General features: G+C 31.9%; 17 protein-coding genes. All 17 read right to left on the bottom strand.

Features of this window, described 5'->3' with window-relative positions:
* Positions 1-63: 63 nt before the first annotated feature.
* Positions 64-3,417 (bottom strand): ABC transporter permease, encoded by a 3,354-nt coding sequence (locus tag C661_RS0105000; RefSeq protein WP_017414213.1) that lies wholly within the window; start codon positions 3,415-3,417, stop codon positions 64-66.
* A gap of 2 nt (positions 3,418-3,419) precedes the next feature.
* Positions 3,420-4,124, bottom strand: coding sequence for an ABC transporter ATP-binding protein (locus C661_RS0104995; protein WP_017414212.1), 705 nt, complete (start codon positions 4,122-4,124; stop codon positions 3,420-3,422).
* Positions 4,125-4,241: 117 nt separating this feature from the next.
* Complete coding sequence (locus C661_RS0104990) at positions 4,242-4,847, bottom strand: TetR/AcrR family transcriptional regulator (RefSeq protein WP_017414211.1); 606 nt, start codon at positions 4,845-4,847, stop codon at positions 4,242-4,244.
* Positions 4,848-5,093: 246 nt separating this feature from the next.
* The gene (locus C661_RS0104985; RefSeq protein ID WP_017414210.1) at positions 5,094-5,315 is read right to left on the bottom strand and encodes a YdbC family protein; all 222 of its coding nucleotides are present in this window, start codon (positions 5,313-5,315) and stop codon (positions 5,094-5,096) included.
* Between the two features lie 100 nt (positions 5,316-5,415).
* On the bottom strand, positions 5,416-6,039 hold the full coding sequence (locus C661_RS0104980) for a HutD/Ves family protein (protein ID WP_017414209.1): 624 nt from the start codon (positions 6,037-6,039) through the stop codon (positions 5,416-5,418).
* A 115-nt stretch (positions 6,040-6,154) separates the two neighbouring features.
* Positions 6,155-6,574 carry a GTP pyrophosphokinase gene (locus tag C661_RS0104975; RefSeq protein ID WP_026050940.1) on the bottom strand — a complete coding sequence of 140 codons (420 nt, stop codon included), beginning with the start codon at positions 6,572-6,574 and terminating at the stop codon, positions 6,155-6,157.
* Positions 6,575-6,996: 422 nt separating this feature from the next.
* Complete coding sequence (locus tag C661_RS0104970; protein ID WP_017414207.1) at positions 6,997-8,748, bottom strand: DUF4153 domain-containing protein; 1,752 nt, start codon at positions 8,746-8,748, stop codon at positions 6,997-6,999.
* A gap of 436 nt (positions 8,749-9,184) precedes the next feature.
* A complete protein-coding gene (locus C661_RS0104965; protein ID WP_017414206.1) occupies positions 9,185-10,588 on the bottom strand; it encodes an alanine/glycine:cation symporter family protein in 1,404 nt (467 codons plus the stop codon).
* 377 nt (positions 10,589-10,965) lie between these two features.
* Positions 10,966-11,808 carry a response regulator gene (locus C661_RS0104960; RefSeq protein WP_017414205.1) on the bottom strand — a complete coding sequence of 281 codons (843 nt, stop codon included), beginning with the start codon at positions 11,806-11,808 and terminating at the stop codon, positions 10,966-10,968.
* On the bottom strand, positions 11,809-13,080 hold the full coding sequence (locus tag C661_RS0104955; protein ID WP_017414204.1) for an ATP-binding protein: 1,272 nt from the start codon (positions 13,078-13,080) through the stop codon (positions 11,809-11,811).
* A 63-nt stretch (positions 13,081-13,143) separates the two neighbouring features.
* Positions 13,144-13,446 carry a hypothetical protein gene (locus C661_RS0104950; protein ID WP_017414203.1) on the bottom strand — a complete coding sequence of 101 codons (303 nt, stop codon included), beginning with the start codon at positions 13,444-13,446 and terminating at the stop codon, positions 13,144-13,146.
* A 219-nt stretch (positions 13,447-13,665) separates the two neighbouring features.
* Positions 13,666-14,307, bottom strand: coding sequence for a hypothetical protein (locus C661_RS0104945; RefSeq protein WP_017414202.1), 642 nt, complete (start codon positions 14,305-14,307; stop codon positions 13,666-13,668).
* Positions 14,308-14,901: 594 nt separating this feature from the next.
* Complete coding sequence (locus tag C661_RS0104940; protein ID WP_041877027.1) at positions 14,902-15,447, bottom strand: glycerol-3-phosphate responsive antiterminator; 546 nt, start codon at positions 15,445-15,447, stop codon at positions 14,902-14,904.
* Between the two features lie 54 nt (positions 15,448-15,501).
* Positions 15,502-15,870, bottom strand: coding sequence for a DUF1667 domain-containing protein (locus C661_RS0104935; protein WP_017414200.1), 369 nt, complete (start codon positions 15,868-15,870; stop codon positions 15,502-15,504).
* A 4-nt stretch (positions 15,871-15,874) separates the two neighbouring features.
* Entirely contained in the window at positions 15,875-17,134 is a 1,260-nt protein-coding gene (locus C661_RS0104930; RefSeq protein WP_017414199.1) for an NAD(P)/FAD-dependent oxidoreductase, read from the bottom strand.
* 126 nt (positions 17,135-17,260) lie between these two features.
* Positions 17,261-18,694, bottom strand: coding sequence for an NAD(P)/FAD-dependent oxidoreductase (locus C661_RS0104925; protein WP_017414198.1), 1,434 nt, complete (start codon positions 18,692-18,694; stop codon positions 17,261-17,263).
* Between the two features lie 482 nt (positions 18,695-19,176).
* Positions 19,177-19,881: an MIP/aquaporin family protein gene (locus tag C661_RS0104920; protein ID WP_017414197.1), complete on the bottom strand. Its 705-nt coding sequence runs from the start codon at positions 19,879-19,881 to the stop codon at positions 19,177-19,179.
* Positions 19,882-19,901 lie beyond the last annotated feature (20 nt).

Below are 19,901 nucleotides of genomic sequence, written 5' to 3'. Positions count from 1 at the left end.
CTTTAAATAAATAAAAATGGTATGCACTTCAAATTGAAGTGCATACCATTTTTGTAGTGTCGCTTACTCGGCACTCTTAAGTGATTCTATCATGTCTATTTTATCAAATCTATTATACATAGCTAAATTTACAATTACAGAAAACAAAAGTGTAAGTATAATTGAAATTAAGTAGTAAATTGGATGAATCTTTTGCAAGAATAAAATATCATTAGTTTCAGCAGTACCTATTATAAACTTATTAAAAAACATTCCCATAGGTATTCCTGCTAGGCTTCCTAGCACTGTTAGTATCATGTTTTCCCTGTATATATAAGCTGCTAGTTCATGATTAAAGAAACCTAAAAGCTTTATTGTTGCAAGTTCTCTTTTTCTCTCTGAAATATTTATATTGGTCAGGTTGTATATTACAACAAAAGCCAATACACCAGCGGATATTATTAATACTGGAATTACAGAATTAATAGCAGAAGACATTTTATTAAAATTAATATGAACGTTGCTTTTGAATTCCACAGAATTAATGTCCTCTAAGTCCTTTAATGCATTTAAAGTATTATTTTCAGCTTCCTCAGATAACTCTTTAAGAAGTCCATAAAAACTGTTATACATTATTTTATTGCCTGTTAGTTTCTCATAATATCCAGGACTCATATAAATATAATGTTGAAGATAATGTTCTGTTATAGCAGAGATTTTAACTTGAAAAACCTTATCCTCTAAGGTTATTTCAATGGTTTCTCCAGCTTTTTTATTTAGAAGTTTAGATAACTTCTTAGTTATAACAACACCCTCATCCTGAAGTCTTAATTCTTCATCCTTTATATTTAAATTGATGTAGCTATTAAGTTCTTCTTTACTTTCAGGCACAACTACGTATGCATCTTGACTCTTGTTATCTTCCATAGCTACTGAAGCATTTTTTGAATAACTCAACATAACATCTGTAACATTTGAAATGTTTAGTGCTTTTTCTTTTAGACTGTTCTTTCCATCTTCATTTACATTCTTACTTAAAGTTCCTTGCATATCAAATTTATAAACACTGCTAAATTGAGCTTCTGTAGCTCCAATTATTCCTTCTTTTAAACCAAAGCCTGTAATCATTAATCCAGCACAAGCAGCAATACCTATTACTGTCATAAACAGCCTTTGTTTATATCTAAAAATATTTCTTGCAGTAACCTTCTTTGTAAAGTTCATTCTTTTCCATATAAAATTAACTCTCTCAAGAAGTATAGTTTTACCTGACTTAGGAGGTTTGGGTCTCATTAAAGAGGCTGGCACTTCTCTTAACTCATCTAGTGCAGAGGCTACCGCTGCCACAGCTGTAAATAATATTGCAATTAACGCTGCCTGAAGAGCAAGATTTGTGTTAAAAGGTACTACCATTTCACCTATATCATAACGAGTAGCATAGGCATTCATTATTAATGAAGGAAATAGTTTGAATCCCACAAAAACACCAAGAATACTTCCCAAAATACTAGCTGAAAGTGCGTAAATAAGATAATGAGATACTATAGCAGTACTGGAATATCCTAAAGCTTTAAAGGTACCTATCTCTGTTCTCTTTTCCTGAACCATTCTAGTCATAGTAGTAAGGCTTACCAGTGATGCAACTAGAAAAAATATTAAAGGAAATAACTTTCCAATGCTGTCAATTCTGTCACTATCCTGCCTGTAGGTTTCATATCCGGCATTTTTAGATCTTCCTAGCACATACCAATCAGGTTTTTTGATATCACTGAGCTTTTCCCTATTTTTTTGTATTTCAGACTCCCCATCTTTTATTTTCACATTTGCCTTTTCTTCTTCTGATTTTAACTTTTCTAAATTTGCAGCAATTTCCTTCTCCCCATCTTTAAGTTCTTTTCGTCCACTGTTAAGCTTTGCTAACCCTTCCTGTTTCCCTTTGTTAAGCTCTACTTCTGCTGCTGTAATTTTCTCTTTATTCTTCTCTAGCTCTGCAGCACCTTGATTAAGTTCTATTTCCCCTTGTAGAAGTTTATTCTCATTAATAGCTAGTTGTTGTCTTCCATAGCTTATTTCAGCAGCACCTTTATTAAAGTTGTTTTTTAAAGCCTCCATATCAAAGTAAGTTTTTAAATTCTCTAATTGATTATCATTTTTTAAAGAAGTGTACATGCTATCAAAATCTTTTCCCTTAATATCCTTATCATAAATCTCCTTTATAGCCTTAAATTTATAAGAATATATAGGATTACCTGGATTAGATTCCGCAAGTTCTTGGGCTTTTTCCACTTCTAGTTTCATTGCTGAAGAAATTTCAGTAGCTGCCTGTTGTTTCCCTAATGTTAAGCTAACTTCACTATCCTGTAGCTGCTTTTTACTAGTAGCAATTTGAAACTTTCCTTCTTCTATTTCCTTACGCTTTGAGCTTATCTCATTTTCACCAACTTTAATTTGGCTTTTTCCATCTTGAATTTGCTTTCTACCCTCTGACATCTTTTTATTAAAAAGGGCCTCATTCTTCAATAGTTCTTCTTTTCCTTTTGAGACTTTGCTCTTTGCATCATCTAATTTTCCATAACCCTCTGCAAACTTCTCTTTTGCTTCTTTTTTAGAAGCATTTAGTTCTGCTTCTGCTTCATTTAGTTTCTGATTTCCTTCTTTTATAACTTGAGCATACCTTACTTCATTTCTTAATACTCCAATATCCTCAAGGGCTTTTTCTAAAGTTTCATTATACCTATTGTAACTCTCATTTTGTAACAGACTAGTTTGGGATTGAGGTTTGTCAGCCCTAACATAAATTTCAGTATAAACTTCACTTTTGAAAACCTGAGGAAGAATATATACAAATCCTTTTACTGAACCATTTCCCACAGAACTTGGTTGTCTTTGCTCTGAAACATATAGAGGAGATTGTGCAGTTCCAACAATCTTAAATTCAGTATTTTTTAAGCTATCTTCTAAACTGCTATCATCTCCTGATTTAAGCACTATTGTATCCCCTAAATTAAGTTTATAATTTTCTAAAAACCTGTGCTCTACCACAGCTTCATTATCTGCTTCTGCCCTTCTACCTTTTAACACCCTAATTTGATTAATGGCATTCTCTTCTGGCAGTGAATTAATATTCAGCACTAATTGTCGTTGGTCCTTTTCTACTACCGCATCCACAGAGTAGGCTCCTTCTACCCCTGTTACCTCTCTTATTTTCTTGATTTCATCAACATCGTCCTCAGTAAGTCCAAGGGTAGATATAAGCTTATAGTCCATAAAGTTATTTTTATTAAAGTAAGTATCCGCTGATATTTTCATAGATGGGCTTGTAGCTCTAACTCCTGCATAAAAAGCTACCCCTACTGCAATGATTACAACAATTGATAAGAATCTGGAAAGGGTCTTTTTTATATCTCTAATTAAATTTCTAAAAAAGGATTTTTTCATAATTACCACTCTATACTTTCTATGGACACTGGATTTTCATTCTTTTTAACACTAGCTATCTTTCCACTTTTTACAGTGATAACTCTATCAGCTATTGGAGCTATGGCAGAGTTATGAGTGATAACAATAACTGTCATGTTATATTCCTTTGCAGTACTTGCAAGTAATTTTAATATTGCCTTTCCAGTACTGTAATCTAGTGCTCCTGTAGGTTCATCACAAAGCAACAATTTTGGATTTTTTGCAATTGCCCTTGCTATAGATACCCTTTGCTGTTCCCCACCTGAAAGCTGTGAAGGAAAGTTGTAAAGTCTGTGTTCAAGTCCCACGCTTTTTAGAACCTCCACTGGCTCCATAGAATCTTTGCATATTTCAACTGCTAGCTCCACATTCTCTACTGCATTAAGATTTTGAACTAAATTATAAAATTGAAAGACAAAGCCTATATCATCACGTCTATATCTTGTAAGTTGTTTTTTATCGTACTTGCTTACCTCATTACCATCCACATGGATACTTCCTTCAGATACATAATCCATACCACCTAAAAGATTTAGTATTGTTGACTTTCCTGCACCACTAGCACCAAGAATCACAACAAATTCTCCTTTATCTATAGAAAACGAAACATCATCAACGGCCTTGATTACTATTTCACCCATGTCGTAGCTCTTTTTTACATTTTTAAATTCAACATAGCTTTTCATCTTATGCTCCTTCTTTCATTAGTGTCATGAACCTTAGTTCTCTTTTGCCCCAAAAAAATTCTTCTCTATTTAAAATTGCTGTTTTTAATTACTCAGTTTATATAGAGAAGTTCATTGTTATTTTATATCTTCAGTTTGTAATTTATTTATGAGATCAGTATAAAAGATATAGATCAAATTCAGTGTGAGTTTTTTAACCTCTGCACCATCGCTACATTTCTTAACAATAATTGCAATGCTCTCAACAAGACTCTGAGAAATAAGATATATAATAAAATTATCCTCTAGCTTTTTACCTTGTAATGATAATTCATATTGCATCTTCTCTGTAACAATTCTTGTTATAAAGTCCACAAAAATACTTTTACAATTTTCATATTTAGTCCCTTTACTCTCATTAAGAAGCACAGAAATTTCAACGTTATTTTTATTAAAGATCTCCATTATCTCATCAGCTAATTTGTAAAATATGACTTCTGCCTTTTCGTTAAGCTCCACCCTATTAAACTGCTTGATATAATCTACAAATCTATCGTAAATTGAGCCTACAATATTTTCATGCAGCTCTTCTTTTGATTTAAAATACTTATACAAATTTCCAACAGACGTATTAGATTTTTTTGCAATGTCTCTTATGGAAGCTCCATCGTAGCCTTTTTCATTAAACTCCCTTAAAGCTTCTTCAATTATTCTGTTTCTCACTTCATCCTTTTGATACTGCATTAGAAAACCTCCGTTCTCTTTTAAAGTGTACAAGAATTTATTGTAGATGTCAATGAGATAGTTGCTAGATTTTTATTCAATAATGAATAAGTTTATTTTAAGAAACAGCTTTGATTGTATGGTTTACTACTCCCAAAAGCTATACTATATTTTCCTTAATTCATCTTAAATGATACTTTAAAAGGAATCTTATTTTTGTCACAATAATAATTAAAGAGAATCCATAAGGTAGATTCTCTTTAACCTTTATATACTCATGTTATTTAAAAGCTCTTTTAACTTCTGTAATTCTTCTCTAGATAAAGTTACTCCTTTACCCATCTTTTCATGATTTGGATCCCATTCTCTCAAATCAAACTTTGGCTCCTTATCATTCCAAGAAATTAAGTTTAACTCCTTTTTCCAGCCCTTTGAAGATTCAGAAACAACCCCTAGAATTTCTTTAATTTCAAATTTAATCTCTGCCATAGTAAAATCCCCCTTTCAATAATATAGTTATTTATAACAAATCGTGTATGTAAAAAGCAATACTTATAAGAATAAATAAAATATCATGTTGCTCATTGTTTTAATATAATATACTAGCTCTTACAATATCAGCTCCTTGCTCTACTGAACAACCAACCTTTATATCTATGAAATCTGAATTATTTTTAAGATTAATAAGAAGAAAATCCCCCTCATTAAGATTAATCTTTCTCTCATCAATATTAACCAAGGCATTTCCATTAACGCAATAAAAAGCCTCTGTCAAGCTCTTACTCTTGTCACTACCTTTTGAAAGTTCTTCTTCAATTTGAACAAACTTATCTTTTCTCAGTTCAATGGCACTTATACTACCTTCACACCCACTAGACATCATTAAATTAAAATCTTTGACCTTACCAGTGCTTTTTGTTACCCATTCACCGCTGAAACTATCTTGTTCAAAGGGCTTTAAATGGACAGTGTGTTTTCCCTCATGTTCTAAGGTCATTTCCCCCTCTAACACCATTATAAATCTCCAAATTCCTCTAAGTGAAGTAAAGGTAGACTTTTCTTCCTCAACTATTGCAGAGCTTAGTCTCCACTTAAAATTACGTTCACTATAATTAGCATCCTTAGGATAAATAGCTAATTCTGTGGTAGTTCCCCCTGACCAGTTTGTTGTTTTTTGTTCCACTTTTCTAATTAACTCAATTGAATAACACATTATGTTCTCCCCCCTAATAGTTTAAAATCTTCTTAAAACTTAAAACTGTCTTTTTCTTCCGTAAGGGCATCTTTTTACTCACTAACTTCGTCAGTGTGAGTTCATATTTATTGAACTACTTAATCAACCTCTCTTTAGCTTTATCATATTTCTTTAATCTTTCAAAGTCTTTTGTTGTAGGATTTGTTATTCGGCTTAAATCCATATTATCCTGCAAGTCTGCAAGCTTTACTCTTTTTCCAATAGAGTTTAGTGCCACTCTATCTATGAATTCATCATAGGTTTCTTCTTCTTTTTTCGTAACACTTTCTAACGCCTCAAGGATTTCTGTTTCACCTTCAAAGCCATTTGTTTTTAAGTATTCGTAAGTAATATCTGTATCTTCAATTACATCATGGAGAACCCCTACAACTCTATCTTTTTCATTGTTTAACGAAAGCATTACTTTCAAAGGATGAAGTACATAAGGCTGCCCAGCCTTATCTAATTGTCCACTGTGGGCCTCTACTGCTATTTTTATTGCAACTTCCAGCAAATTCTTCACCTTTATTCCTCCATCTTTGTGACATACTCTCACCACCTATACTACGTTAAAAGGTGAGGGACCTTTTATTCATTAGTTTAAACTGATTATAATGACTATTTATTAATGAATTAGTTAAACTTTAATAAGTTTCATGTGAATAAGTTAAAAATCCCACCATGAGGAAATAGTAGTTTTTATTTCCGAAGCTGAAATCATAGTTTAAACAATTTTAGGGACAACTAGTTTAACTCCAGTTTTCTTATTGTCTGCTTTTTAAATTATCATATATCTTTAAAGCTACCTTTTCAATACTATGTTTCTGTTTATTATTATAGAAAAGCCTATCTTAATATACTTAGTTATTGTTTTTTAAAAGTATACATATACTAATAAATGGTGTAACATACAAGATGTTACACCATTTATTATTCTTATTTTATTTTTATCAAGATATTATATTCTAACCCTTTTGAATCGGCTTTACCAGAAAAATTATCTATTCTTCCAGATACATTATAAAATTGAATTTTAACTTTTAGCCTACTATTTTCGTCAGTGAAGGACATCTCTTCTACTGATAACCCTCTTTCTCTTTGCTTTGTTCCATACTTCTCTAAAAGAACATTAACATAGTCTGTTAAGTCCTTTGAATATACTTCCTTGCCCTCCATAAAAATCTTAACCATTCCTGTTTCATAATCATACTGAATAGCTAATGGACCTTGTTTAGAATTATTAACCTTTACATTTCTAGTATCAAAAAGGTAGTCATAACCTTTTATATCTAGAGGTTCCCCTGAACCCCAAGTGTTAAAATTGAAATATTCATCATTATAATGGTCATATTCCTCACTCAATTTAAAACCAAAAACCTCTTCTACATTATTTAGTCTAAACTTGTCTGGTAAATGTTTAATATCCTTCAAGCTATGGTTTAAGTTAAAATATCTAAGTATACTACTTAACTGTTTTTTATCCTCCTGAGAAATTTTGGAGGAACTTGTAATCAATTGATTTTCCTTTAACATATTATTTCTAATAAGAATTTCTTCAAATCGCTTATTTTGACTATACTTAGAAATGGAGTAGCTACTTATAGGCCCCATGATAGAAATAAAGGCAATTATAGTCAATGATATAGGTAAAATTATATTTCTGAAATTTTTAGCAAATGAGAAATATATCATTACTAGGAATACCCATATACCAAGGACTACAACGTAATATCTATTTTCAGTTACTCCATAAGCATTAATCCTAATTCCCATAGAAATAAACATCATAACTATAAGTGGGATAATTACTTTAGGAAATACCTTCATAAATCTCTTTGCCCAATTATTTTTAGCCAATAAGGTGGTAATAAGGAATAAAACTGAAACACTTATAACCGAATACCAAAGCACTAAGTGAGAAACTAGTCCTTGTGGCCACTGAGTTGTAATAATTATTTTCCCAAAATATATATAAAGAATTATTGTGTACACTGAAATAAGCGGCATTACAATATATAGTATTAAAACTCTAAAAAGTTTTGGATAATGCTCTAGTTCTAGTTTTTCATTCTTTACCGGTACTCCTGCTAAAAAGAAGGAAGGTGCAAAAACTCCCACTACAGTAAACCAAAAATATATATAAATTTCTCCTCTAACATTAACACCTAATAACTCATCAATAGTAAATAAGATGGCTACCAGTCCAAGAAATAAAACCATTGAATAAACTACTGTGGTAAAGAATCTAGTTAAAATTCTTATAACATATAATTCAAAACTATCATTGTTTGAAAGATATGGTATAAATATAAAAGTTAAATATAATATTAGATTTATGCCAATATATCTTGTAATAGAGACCATGTGTAAATCTGGAAGGAAAATATAATAATACAGTGCAAGTATTATTCCTCCAACTACAAAAGCCGTATATAGCAAAGACTTTTTATAACTTTCTTTTCTCTCAAAGAATACTTTTATTGAAAGAGAAAGTGGTATTCCAAGGGTATAAATCATAATAACTCTGCTGAGGGTTTCCCTAAAGTTTTCGCTTGATTTTAGACCCACCTCTGTGTAATAAATCATTAAAATAACACAAATGGTTGAGAGTCCTATGGTCAAAGGAAATCTTTTTAAACTATCTTTAAGTCCTCTAAAAATCCCGAAAAATGTTTCTTTTATTTTCATGGTTTTCTCCCTCCCTTTTAATTGAATATTCTTATAACTTATTGTATCATACATTTTTAAACTTTTCCTCTAAAATCAGCACTATTGATGTCCTCATAGGTTATTACATTTGCTAATAAAATCTCAGTATAGCCTAGTAATTTTATTTAACCATATCTGTATGCTTTCCCAATAGCTCTTAAAATATTGTGAGTGGTTTCTTATATAAATAATTCTATGTATATCCTTAGCATATAATTAAAAATAATATGCTACTCTAAAAAAACATCAGTTGCTTATGTACTGGTGTTTTTAATATATTCTAGTTTTTAAATATCAGTAGATATGATAATAATCATTGCAACAGATGCTCTAAAATTACAGGTTAAATCCTTACATAATTTTAAAAGGTTAGAACTACTAATATTTTCATACTAGTAATTCTAACCTTTATAATTTAAGAGGCTATCTTGTTAGCTTTAATAATTTTTTCTCTCTTTGTAACAGTATCATAATCCTCAAGTATCTTGCATACTTCTTTCGATAGTAAGAATAATGCTATTATGTTTGGTACTGCCATGATACCCATGAACATATCCGCTAGCTTCCATACGAAGGTTGCATCTATTAAAGTTCCAACCACTAAAGCTGCTATAGCAATAACTTTAAAAGTAGTTAGAGTAATCTTTTTAGAATTTAATATAGCTTTTACGTTAGATTCTGCAAAGAAATACCACCCAACTATTGTTGTTAGAGAGAAAAAGGAAAGACAGATTGAAAGGAACATTCCTCCAAAGGTACCAAACCCTGATGCAAAACCATTCTGAGTCATTATAGTTGCAGTTTTAGTCATCTCTACTGCTGATATGTTAGGGTTGTATGCCCCTGAGGCAAGGTTTACCATTACTGTAGACAAGCAAATTAAGAAGGTAGATATAAATACTCCTATCATTGCAGTAAAACCTTGCTCAGCTGGATGCTTAGCATCAGCAACCGCATGTGAGTGTGGTGTTGAACCCATACCAGCTTCATTTGAAAATAGTCCTCTTGCTAGACCATACCTTATAGTTTGCTGAAGGGCTATTCCAAGAGTTCCACCACCAATGGCCTTTGGTGAAAAAGCTCCAATGAATATACTTTTTAGTGCTGGTATAAAATTACCAAGGTTCATAAGTATTATGATAATACTTCCTACTATATAAGCAAGTGCCATAACTGGTACTACTGTTTCTGCAAAGGATGCTATTCTTCCCATACCACCCATTAATATTAAAGTTACTATTATAGCAAGACCAATTGTTACACTAATTGATGGAATTCCAAAAGCATTACTAACTGAGCCTGCTACTGAGTTAGATTGTACCATTATTCCTACAATTCCTAATGCTATAATACAAGCTACAGCAAAAACCATTGATAACCATTTAGATTTCAAACCATTTTTAATGTAATAAGCAGGTCCCCCTACCAACTCTCCATCTTTAGTTTCCCTATATTTTTGTGCAAGCACCGCTTCACTAAATATTGTAGCCATTCCAAAGAAGGCAGATATTAGCATCCAAAAGGCTGCTCCAGGACCTCCTGCTGCAATGGCTGTAGCAACTCCTACTATATTACCAGTACCAACTTGTGCAGCTACTGCAGTTGCTAAAGCTTGAACAGGTGTCATTTTCCCCTCTTCACCCTTTTCTTTATTTGTTAAACCAGAAAGCATTTTCTTTAATGCTGGAAACAGTCTGGTGAATTGCGGAAACTTTAATTTTATTGTCATAAAAATTCCAATGCCCAAAAGAGCAATAATTAATACATAATCCCATAGAATCATATTCACAAATTCAATAATCATATTAATTAATTCCATATATTATCCCCTTTCTTTCTTAAGATTTAGTAAATTTATTATATTCAGTAAGTTTCAAAAAACTTCAGTAGGTTTCATAAAGCACTCTATTTTAATCTATTCTATTCTCTAATAAAACCTATAAATATTTTTAATATGAAGAATTCAATAAAGATACTACATGAATATGTTTAATTCCATTTTGCATTCTATTTTATATAAGTTGCCTAAAATTATTTTGCAATGCATATAATATTGCAACTCATATATATCTCCAATACAAATTCCCCAATTGAACTGATACCTGAAGCCCACTAGGGGTTTGGAAATTTCACCTTCATAAATAGAATATAAATAAAAAAACTCCGCTTAGAGTCTACACCTCTTAGCGGAGTTTTTTAACCATTATTGCCACTATAAAATACCATTCCATCAATAAACTTTTTAAGATTTACTTTTCCTCTTTTTTTGCTTTTTCCTCTTATATAATCCATTTCTGTTTTTACTTGTTCAAAGTTATATAGTCCATTGGAATATTCAATAAACACTTCATTCATATAATCTTCTATACCAAGATTTGCAAGGTTTATCATTCCAACCATGGCAGTTCTTCTAATTCTTTGTTCCATGGTTTTAGTTTGATCTGTAAATTTACTACAAAGCTCTCTTATAGTAAAATCCTCAACACTTTCTTTGCTTTGAATTAAGTGTTCTATAAGATTAAGTATATCCTGACTTCCCGCTTCTCCTGAAATTCCAATTATCCTCATTATCCTCTTTATTTTTTCACTTCTATTATTATTTTTCTCTTTTTCCTTATTTTCATTACTATCATTGGTAAATAAGCTTTGGATTTGGATTAGCTTCCTATTTACATAAAGCTTGTCGCCTACCTTGCCTATAACACTTTCTACTTCTATTGCATTAATGGGTTTAGATATGAAATACTCTACGCCACTCTGATAGGCCTTTCCAATCATATCCTTAGAAGATACTTGAGAAATCATAATAAACTGAATTTCAGGGTACATAGTCTTTACTTCTTTAACTAAGCTAATACCATCTTTTCCTGGCATTAATAAGTCTACTAAAACAATATCAGGAATTAACCTTTGAATTTCTTTTAGCCCATTAGCTCCATCATTAGAGTATCCAAATAAATTACCAAGTCCTCTATCTGTTATTATTCTTTCTAACAATCTTATTATGTTAATGTCATCTTCTACAATAAATATGTTCATTTATATCACCTCTAAGGAATGTCTGGGTATATGAATTACAAAGGTGGCTCCCTTACCCTTTGTAGAGTTTACAGTTATTGTTCCTTTTAATTCTTTTTCTACAATATGCTGAACTACACTTAGGCCTAATCCTCTATTTATTTCTCCTGTTGTATAATTTATCTTAGTAGAAAATCCAGGAGAAAAAACCAAACTTAAACTCTTTTCTTCTATTCCACAGCCAGTATCAGATATTGTAAAAATGTGGTGTTGTTCTTTACCTTTATGCTGAAAGCTAAGACTTTCTCTTTTTTCTGAATCCCCTATTGCATCTAAACTGTTAATTAGTAAATTTCTGAATATGGACATAAGATAGTAATGCTTTGAAGTGTAAAAGGACTCTCCAGGTTCAAAAGATAATTTCACGTCCATATTCCTACGACTCACTTCTCTTTTTAAAGTTTCATGAAGAATAGTAATTATATCTTTAAAATCCATACCGCCTTCAACCTGCTTATCCTCAGTAAGATCCCTTATTCCTCGAATAGCTAATTGATATTCTTTCTTTATTTCATGAACATCTCTGGCAATAGCTAGGGACTTATCTTCCAAAGTTCCTCCCTGTGCTTCACTACTTATTTCCTCAAATAATGAATAAGAATTAGCCATTACTCTTTCGATGTTATCCATATTCTTTTCCATCCAATACATTTCTGACTTGAGTTGAGCAGTGAGCCATAAAAGTCTTGTATATCTTTTTTCATGTTCCTCCTTCATAAGAAGAACCTTATAATATTTGATCCAAGTTAGGGCTAGCCACACAATAAAAGACCTCACCACTGCCACTAGTAATAAAGTTAATATAATCCTTCCATGGAACTTTGAAGTCCCTATAATCACTCTTGCACCTAATTCAATTAGGTTTGCCCCTATGTCACTAGCAATTAGGACTAATAATACCTTATTTAGATTATCTTCCCCAGTTTTTCTTATTAATAAAGCGTAAATTACTCCATAAAAGGTATAAAAAAGTATCTCAAGTTGATATGAAAATATGACGCCCTTAAGTGTTCCAGTTCCTATAAAGTAAATTGCTCCTCTAAGAATATAAACCGTTACTCCTGATAAAAGCCCCATAGAAACGGGTTTGAAATTCTTATACTGATAAAGGAAAACTGCAAAAAATATTATTCCTGCAGAAACCCTAAAGTCTGTGTCCATTATTCCAATGTTAATTTGTGATGCTATAGAAACTATAGCTGCAGCACCTATGATTCTTTTTAAAAGCTCCACTTAAACACATCCTAGCATAATTCATACTTCTTAATTTTTAATTCTTAATAATCTTATTAAAGTCTACTTAAATTTCAACTTTACTAACTGGTTATTTAAATATATGTAAATTGTATCCTCTGTGGTAGAAATCTTCGCTATATCTTTCAAGCTAACATAGACACCATGAAAGTCATAGTAGTCCCTATGTCCATTTTTACTTATTAATCTTAAGGTTTTTCCATGTCTTTCTTCTAAAACCTCATAGTTAAATTCATCAATACAATAAACTGTATCCAGCTCATAGGCATTAACAATCACCACTAAATTTGAATTTTTCTTCTCATCAAGCACTTGAAAAACTTGTTCTAAGGTAATTTGTTTCATATTATCTGCATCTCCTTTAATATACTTCTAAATTTCTAGCAATTACTGTTGTAGAAATACTTGAAATTATTTGTCAATTCATAGTATATCATAATAAAAGTCTTCTTACCAAATCATAAGAAGACTAAATTCATATATTTTATAAAAAAACTTAAAGGCAAAATTTAAGATCACCTAACTTTTTATTTTTCACCCTATTTTGTTCTATAATATTTTTTCCTACTCTCCACTAAAGTAATTCTGCCAATCTATTAAACTAGTGTCTATTACTGTTTTAACTGTATCTTCATATTCATAGATGTAAGGCTTTAGCAAATTAAAAGCTTTCATTAGCTCTAACCACTCCGCTTCTGGCATTGACGAAGATTTACTTTTTAACTTTCTCTCAAAATAATCTACAATAGTATCCATAGAAAAACTACTATCTTTTATTTCTTTGGTTTCCTGCATAATATTAAACCAACTTTTCTCACTTTCAATTCCTACTTCAATAAGTCCTAATAAAAGTTTCCTTCTATTTATAATCTTGCTAAAGCTTACTATTTCACCCTCTAAATATATGTTAAATATAAATTCAAAGTCATCTACCTTATTATCCTGCTCCTTAATATCTCCTACTTGTATTTGCTCTTCTATTCCTATGTTTCTGATTACTTTAGTTCCAATTGTGTCAACAAAATTAGCTTCTAGGAAATTGTTATAAGTTGAATGTTTTCTTGTCACCTCTACTTTTGTTAAGTTTTCACCACTTTTATTCACAAAATACAAATCATAAATCGGCGCTTTTTCTCTCTTGTAAAGAAATAAAAGAAATCTTTCATCCCCATTATGGTGTAAAGATTTACAATTTAAACCATCCACGATTTCTCCTCCATTTTATTGATAAAAAACAATAGCATTGGTTCATTCTTCAGCTTTAAGACTAGGCATTAAGGTATTTCTCCATCTATATACCTAATTTCTAAATCCAAAGTTTCCTTACATTAACTTATTCAATGTTTTATAATTTGTTTCCTAGAAATTATGAGGTAGCCTTAATAAAAGGTTCTACTTAGGATTTTTTTAATTAAATCATGAAGATTTTAAATAAATTTAATTAAAATTTATTTATCTCCACTGCTAAGTATAAATGGTAGGATTTTTATTGAAATCTAACCTTCTTTTTACTTCATTGCCTAAAAAACTTAAAGGGAACCAAAATAAACTCATAAATAAATTAAAGTCTCTTCTTTGGTTCCCTATAGAAAGAATAATTTTTCATGGACTAGCTGTTTAATCAAGTTCACTTTTATATATGAATAAATTGTTAAATCCAACCATTTTATTAATTACTACTTGTTATTAATAATAATTATTGTATAATAGTAATTACAAACCCATTCATAATAAGTTGTACTTTAACAAAACTATCTCCTTAGTCCTTTAGAGTAGGTGAACCCCAAAGCACCTACTCTTTTACATTTTCCATAAATCTTCTGCAGTTGTGGAAATTGCAACAGCACCTGCTGAAAGTGCATCTATTACATCCTTCTTTTTATCAATGAGCCCCCCTGCAATAATCGGTACATTTGTTGCATTTTTCAAATTCCTAATGGCCTTACCAGCTATCCCTGGCATAATTTCAATAGCACTAGGTTGTGTTTCCTGTATATTTTTCACTCCTGTTTTTATTGAAAGAGAATCTATAATAAATATTCTTAGTATGGTGTAAAGCCCCAAGTGTTTTGCATATTTAATGCAGTTAACCTTGGTGGTAATTATTCCGTCTGGAGCTAAATACTTATTTATAAATTCAATACCTACCTTATCCCCTCTAAGTCCATCAATCAAATCTGCGTGTACAAATATGGTTTTACCTGCTTTTTTTAGCTTTGCACAAATGTCAGTTATGCTTAATATATTTCCATAAAGCACAAAAACTATTTGAGCTTTGCTAGCTAAAACATCCTCTAAGTTTTCTTCATTCCTTATAGCCGCAATAACAGGATTTTCTACTAGCATTTCTGTTAAATCACTTATTTTACTCAACCCCCAAATCCCCTTTCTATAAAAACTCTACACTGCCTCTACTTTTCTCGTTGCTATAATATTTACCCCTGTATCTCCTATATTTTCAATAATTATTTCTCCAATATTAACTGGGGCTTTAACCTTTATTCCTTTTAAAAGTTGAATGCATTGGTATATCTTTTCCTTTGGTATATCTCTTTCAGTTTTTACTGGTACTGTTTTAAATTCTCCACCTTCTACTTCTACAGAAGAGGTGATTATTCTAGTGGGGTTAGTACATTCCTTCTCACCATAGGTTTCCCCTCTTTTACAAAGATTACCTGTAACCTTTACCACTTTATCATCTTCTAATTCTATTTGCATTGCACATCCCATTGGACATCCTATACATATTAATTCCCTTATATTACTCATGATACTATGCCTCCTCGATTTTTACAATAATCCTATTACACTGCGGATACTTAGCTAACATATCCTTAGTAATTTTAACTGTTTCCATCTCTCCAGGAGCAAGTATTCTTTTCTTTAGATGAATTTCTCTTACTTCATCAAAATATACAGATACATAGCTGTTTTTATACACATTTCCTACTCTAAATCTAAGTTCAAGTAACTCTTCTATATTTTCAGCATTGATATATTTAGGAACTGTATACCTTACCCCTTGTGTGGCTACCACTTCTATTCCATTTTTACTAAACCTTTTACCCTTTATATACTCTGCTGCATTTTTTCCAGCACTATAGCTTTCTAAGGTAACAAAATCAACTAAATCATGAACATGAAGCACATTACCGCAAGCAAATATTCCTTCAATATTAGTTTGAAGACTCTCATTCACTTCTGGACCACCAGTTATTGGAGATAACGTTACCTGTGACTGTCTAGAAAGCTCATTTTCAGGCAGTAACCCTACTGAAAGAAGAAGGGTATCACAGGAAATATATTCTTCTGTACCTGGTATAGGCTTTCTACTTTCATCTACCTTCGCTACAGTAACCCCTTCTATTCTATCCTTACCTTTTATATCTGTTATAGTGTGAGCTAGCTTAAGAGGAATGCCAAAATCATCAAGGCATTGTACTATATTTCTTTTAAGCCCCCCTGAATAAGGCATTAGTTCTATTACAGCTTTTACCTTAGCTCCCTCCAGAGTCATTCTTCTTGCCATTATAAGTCCAATATCTCCTGAACCTAATATAACTACTTCTTTTCCAGGCATATACCCTTCAATGTTAACAAACTTTTGTGCAGCTCCTGCTGTGTATATTCCTGAACATCTGCTTCCTGGAATATTAATTGCCCCTCTAGGTCTTTCTCTACACCCCATTGCTAAGATTATGGCCTTTGCCTGGATTTCGATTACTCCATCTTTTTCATTTACTATGGTAATGATTTTATCCTTTGTTAAGTCTAATACCATGGTATTTAATTTATAAGGAATTTCCAGTTCCTCTACTCTTTCAATAAATCTTTCCGCATACTCAGGTCCTGTAAGCTCCTCCTTAAAGGTGTGAAGACCAAAACCATTGTGAATACATTGATTTAATATACCTCCAAGTACACTATCTCTTTCTAATATAACTAAATTTTGAACCCCTTCTTCCCGTGCCTTTATAGCTGCTGCAAGGCCTGCAGGTCCCCCTCCAATTACTACTAGATCATAATATTGCATAAAATAAACCTCCCCTATCTATATGAAACCTAACTAACATCTAACCCTAATATATAAATCTTGCTTCTCTTATGGCTTTTCCATGATTAACATAGAAATTTTCTTCCTTAAAGCTTATAACAGAAACTAAACCTCTTTGTTTTTTCCTATTAGTATTCTTGAACTTCCACCAAACTTAGTTATACTAGTTGGATCTACCTTTAGCTCCTTAGCTAAGATTTCTACAATTCTTGTGCTGCAAAATCCTGATTGGCATCTTCCCATACCGGCTCTTGTTCTTCTCTTTATCCCATCCAAGGTTCTTGCCCCAAGAGGTCTTTTTATAGCATCAATTATTTCACCTTCTGTAACAGTTTCACATCTACAAACGATCTTTCCATAAGAAGGATTCTCAGCTATTAGTTTATTTCTCTCTTCATTGCTCATTTCTCTAAATTTAGGAATTCCTTTTCTTATAGGATTAAAGTTTTCATTTTTCTCTGGATTTAATATATTTATAACTATTTCCTCTACCATTTTTCCTATTGCTGGTGCACTAGTTAACCCAGGTGATTCTATTCCTGCCACATTTATAAAGTTTTTAACATCTTCTGCTTCACCAATTATGAAATCATCCTCAATGCTATGTGCTCTAAGTCCTGCAAAAGACGTGATTATCTGATTTGTAGGAACTCTATCTAAGGTTAATCCTGCCCTTAAAATAATATCCTCCATACCTTGCTGAGTTGTTGTTACATCGTTTTTATCCTCTAAATCAATAGCATTAGGTCCTATTAAAAGATTTCCATCTGCTGTTGGGGTTACTAATACCCCCTTCCCCATTTTAGTAGGAAGCTGGAACAAGGTGCTCTTAACTAATTCTCCTACAGCCTTATCTAATAAGCAGTATTCTCCCTTTCTAGGAACAATAGTTATCTTCCTAGAGCTAACCATATTATTTATATCATCTGCAAACAAACCTGCTGCATTTATTACCACTTTTGTTTCTATATCTTCAAAATTAGTTTTAATTAGGAAGGAATCCTTATTTTTTATAACCTTTTTAACCTCTGTTTCAAATCTAAATTCTACTCCATTATGGTAAGCATTTTCTGCTAAGGCCACAGTCATTTCATAAGGACATACAATTCCTCCACTTGGTATATACAATGCTGCCGCTACCCCTTGTGACACATTAGGCTCTAAATTTCTTACCTCTTCTCCCGTTAATAATCTAATATCCTCTACTCCGTTCTTGTGTCCTCTTTCTTTTATTTCAACAAGCTCCCTTATATCCTTTTCATCAAAACATAAAACCATAGAACCATTTCTTATAAAAGGAAAATCCAATTCCTTAGATAGTTCATCGAACATTGGATTCCCTTTTATATTTAGCTTGCTTTTTAAAGTTCCTGGCTTTGCATCGTGCCCTGCATGAACTATACCACTGTTAGCCTTTGAAGTACTTGATGCTACATCAGCACTCTTCTCTACCACGCATGTGTTTAATTTGTATCTTGATAACTCCCTAGCAATTGCACATCCAATAACTCCAGCACCAATAATTGTTACATCAAACATATTGCCCCTCCATCCATTACTTTAAATTTTCTTTATATATTTACTTATTCTTACATCTTCATTTTTGTTAAAGCAAAAATATTTATAAAAAAAGAGCCATGAAGAAAGAAGCTTACTGAATAAGCTTTCTTAACATCATGGCTCTCATATCTCTGCCTGTTAATGTTTTTATTAAATTATATTCTAATTATATCATAAATCCCTAGGAAAATCTATGAGTTTAAAGATTTAAATTTATTAATGGATTTATACTAAGAGCTTTATTTTCTTTCCTCTTAAACCTCTTATGAAACCCAATAGAGGATACTATTTAAGCAAGTGAAAACTCTTACTAACTATAATATGAATTGTTTCAGTTCATATATAAGCTCATAAACAAATTATCAACCTATAGGCTATAGGTTGATAATTTGTTCTATTCTTTGCCTAATGCCTTAAGTGAGGCAGTGTAACTCCTGTATAACTTCTCCTATATATTCTTCCTAGAATATTGCTGCAAAAGTCAAGGCTGCAACTATAGCACCTAGTATTGGAGCCACAACTGGAATCCAAGCATATCCCCAGTCAGAGTCACCTTTACCTGCTATTGGTAAAACAGCATGAGCAATACGTGGTCCTAAATCTCTTGCAGGGTTAATAGCATAACCTGTAGTTCCTCCAAGTGAAAGTCCAATTACCCAAATCAAGAAACCTACTGCTAAAGTTCCTATTCCAGGTGCTAAACTAACTTCACCTAAACCTAAAATTCCAAATACAAGAATAAAGGTTCCTATGAATTCTGCCATACAGTTTGCAAAGGTATTTCTTATTGCAGGTCCAGTTGAGAATACTGCTAATTTTGCCCCCTTATCTTCAGTAGCTGCCCAATGTGGTAGATAATGAAGCCATACTACAACTGCTCCTAAAAATGCACCTATAAATTGACCAGCTATATAAATTGGAACTTCTGCCCAAGCAAACTTTCCAATGGCTGCAAGACCAAGTGTTAATGCAGGATTAAAGTGAGCACCACTTATCCCCCCAAATATGAATGCAGGAATCATTACTGCAAAAGCCCAACCTGCTGTAATAACTATCCACCCTGAGTTTTCACCTTTAGTTTTCTTAAGAACTACGTTTGCTACAACTCCATCCCCAAGTATAATCAGTATCATTGTACCTATAATTTCAGCTAAAAAATGTGACATATAAACCCCATCCCCTCAAA

Origin of the sequence: Clostridium tunisiense TJ, from assembly GCF_000300195.1 — a bacterium.
In the GTDB taxonomy this organism is placed as follows: Bacteria; Bacillota; Clostridia; order Clostridiales; family Clostridiaceae; genus Clostridium_J; species Clostridium_J tunisiense.
The sequence above is the reverse complement of the archived record's forward strand: the minus strand, read 5'-3'. Positions and strand labels throughout refer to the sequence as shown.

What these genes read in the sequence shown, in the direction of transcription:
- C661_RS0105000 (WP_017414213.1), bottom strand. Translation starts at nt 3,417, where the DNA reads ATGAAAAAATCCTTTTTTAGAAATTTAATTAGAGATATAAAAAAGACC.
- C661_RS0104995 (WP_017414212.1), bottom strand. Translation starts at nt 4,124, where the DNA reads ATGAAAAGCTATGTTGAATTTAAAAATGTAAAAAAGAGCTACGACATG.
- C661_RS0104990 (WP_017414211.1), bottom strand. Translation starts at nt 4,847, where the DNA reads ATGCAGTATCAAAAGGATGAAGTGAGAAACAGAATAATTGAAGAAGCT.
- C661_RS0104985 (WP_017414210.1), bottom strand. Translation starts at nt 5,315, where the DNA reads ATGGCAGAGATTAAATTTGAAATTAAAGAAATTCTAGGGGTTGTTTCT.
- C661_RS0104980 (WP_017414209.1), bottom strand. Translation starts at nt 6,039, where the DNA reads ATGTGTTATTCAATTGAGTTAATTAGAAAAGTGGAACAAAAAACAACA.
- C661_RS0104970 (WP_017414207.1), bottom strand. Translation starts at nt 8,748, where the DNA reads ATGAAAATAAAAGAAACATTTTTCGGGATTTTTAGAGGACTTAAAGAT.
- C661_RS0104965 (WP_017414206.1), bottom strand. Translation starts at nt 10,588, where the DNA reads ATGGAATTAATTAATATGATTATTGAATTTGTGAATATGATTCTATGG.
- C661_RS0104960 (WP_017414205.1), bottom strand. Translation starts at nt 11,808, where the DNA reads ATGAACATATTTATTGTAGAAGATGACATTAACATAATAAGATTGTTA.
- C661_RS0104950 (WP_017414203.1), bottom strand. Translation starts at nt 13,446, where the DNA reads ATGAAACAAATTACCTTAGAACAAGTTTTTCAAGTGCTTGATGAGAAG.
- C661_RS0104940 (WP_041877027.1), bottom strand. Translation starts at nt 15,447, where the DNA reads ATGCTAGTAGAAAATCCTGTTATTGCGGCTATAAGGAATGAAGAAAAC.
- C661_RS0104935 (WP_017414200.1), bottom strand. Translation starts at nt 15,870, where the DNA reads ATGAGTAATATAAGGGAATTAATATGTATAGGATGTCCAATGGGATGT.
- C661_RS0104930 (WP_017414199.1), bottom strand. Translation starts at nt 17,134, where the DNA reads ATGCAATATTATGATCTAGTAGTAATTGGAGGGGGACCTGCAGGCCTT.
- C661_RS0104925 (WP_017414198.1), bottom strand. Translation starts at nt 18,694, where the DNA reads ATGTTTGATGTAACAATTATTGGTGCTGGAGTTATTGGATGTGCAATT.
- C661_RS0104920 (WP_017414197.1), bottom strand. Translation starts at nt 19,881, where the DNA reads ATGTCACATTTTTTAGCTGAAATTATAGGTACAATGATACTGATTATA.